Origin of the sequence: Pelagicoccus sp. SDUM812005 (assembly GCF_031127875.1) — a bacterium.
Classification (GTDB): domain Bacteria; phylum Verrucomicrobiota; class Verrucomicrobiia; order Opitutales; family Opitutaceae; genus Pelagicoccus.
In genome coordinates, this window is record NZ_JARXIA010000057.1 from 1 (window position 1) to 1,687 (window position 1,687).

Consider the following 1,687-nt stretch of genomic DNA (forward strand, 5'->3'; position numbering starts at 1 on the left):
GGCAAACGCCCGCCTCTTTCACTACGACCCGATGAAAATCAACGACCCCAGAAATTCAAACGATAGCTTGGGCCTTGTCGCCTGAGCTCGACGTTCGGCAAAATAGAAAATGAAAATACTCCTCTGCTTAATACTTATATTCCCAAGCGTTCTCGTTGCACAGAATCTCTGGAAGGAAACAGTTTGCGGAATGACAGAGCAACAGGTGTTGGAATATTTTCCGGAAGCACAAGTACCGTCAAAACCTTCTTTCATCGGAACTGGAGCCGAAGAGAAATTAGAAATTGAAAAGTATCGATTCAGAAATCGCGATTTCTCGGTTCACTTCTATTTCGACGATTTAGGTCTAGCCCAAGTCTCACTTCATATCCTGGAACGAAATAATCACGATGCTTTAGCACTAGTTGCAAACGAGCTTCAAATTGAACTCTCAAGCATTCTAGGAGAGCCGACCAAGAAGGTTGAAGAGAACGATCTTTTGAGGACTCTGGATATCGAGTGGGATAGACAAAAAACCAAAATTGGGATTTTTGTACTGAGCACGGGAGATTCAGACGGGATTCTGAACTTAAACTTTCAAAAGAAGAAAACAATCGGGCCGAACCAGGCAGCCCATACAACTCCGGCCAGTCGCTCCGCGACCGGCCTCCGCGTATGGCTTTGACGTTATACAAAAATGAATTTGATCGAACGATACGAAGCTTTGGTTGCGCAAAGCGACTGGGAGAAAGCCCTACCCGTGATCCAAGAAGTAATCGAACGATCTCCCGAAATCGACACAAGTTGGTTCAACTACGGTGTTTGCCTTGACGAATTAGGACGTCACTCGGAAGCAGCTGAAGCTTTCATCAAGGCACAAGAAAAGAATATCGAAGATTGGGGAATCCACTATCGAATATTTCGCAGTCTACGACTTGCCGGTGATCTCGAGCTTTTCCTAGAATTCGCCGATTACTCCTGCAGTATGAACAAAGAAATGATTCATACACTGCTGGAAGATGAGGATTTTGGAGTCCTGTTCGAGAGAGACGATTTCCAAGCACTAAAAGAAAAGTGGATACAAAACTAAAAGTATAACCAGTCGCTCCAGGCAACGAGCGCAAGCGCTCGTCGCCTGAGCTTGGCGTTGGCAAAGAAATGAAGAACTACGACTTTCAGGACCCACCACACTCTGAGCCACATACGTTGCTAGGCTCCCTGATCGTCACTCTATTGATTATGGGATTCGGCGGCGTCCTAGCCGTCGTCATATCGCTGATCCAAGGAAGCGGAATACAGTTTAACAAAAATTCGGTTCTAGTCGTACTAGGCACCTTTGCTTTCGTCTATCTCGTGGTCCTGTTTCAAGCACTCCTAGCGAGACGAATAGGAAAGAAAAGAAGCGAAAAATGGATAGTGAGATCTTTTGCCACGATTGTGATTATCGTACTGAGCGTATTAGCGATATGGATAAACCTAGGATGAAAAAATCTGCCAACAAGACGCTCCAGGCAACTGCGGCAAACGCCCGCCCCTTTCACTACGACCCCATGAAAATCAACCATCCCAGAAATTCAAACCTTAGCCTAGGCCTTGTCGCCTGAGCTCGACGATTAGGCAGAAAGAAAAGAATCCTGAATCCACTCCCCTCCGAACAAACTCACATGAAAAGCATTATCCTATTTTACCTTCTCTGCACTTCATTGTC

The 1,687-nt window shown here is 45.7% G+C and carries 2 protein-coding genes; both read left to right on the forward strand.

Translation table 11 applies throughout. The annotated features are described in order from the left end of the window. Positions 1–109: 109 nt before the first annotated feature. On the forward strand, positions 110–664 hold the full coding sequence (locus QEH57_RS24630) for a hypothetical protein (RefSeq protein WP_309009468.1): 555 nt from the start codon (positions 110–112) through the stop codon (positions 662–664). Positions 665–676: 12 nt separating this feature from the next. Next, on the forward strand, positions 677–1,069 hold the full coding sequence (locus QEH57_RS24635; protein ID WP_309009469.1) for a tetratricopeptide repeat protein: 393 nt from the start codon (positions 677–679) through the stop codon (positions 1,067–1,069). The last annotated feature ends 618 nt before the right edge of the window (positions 1,070–1,687 follow it).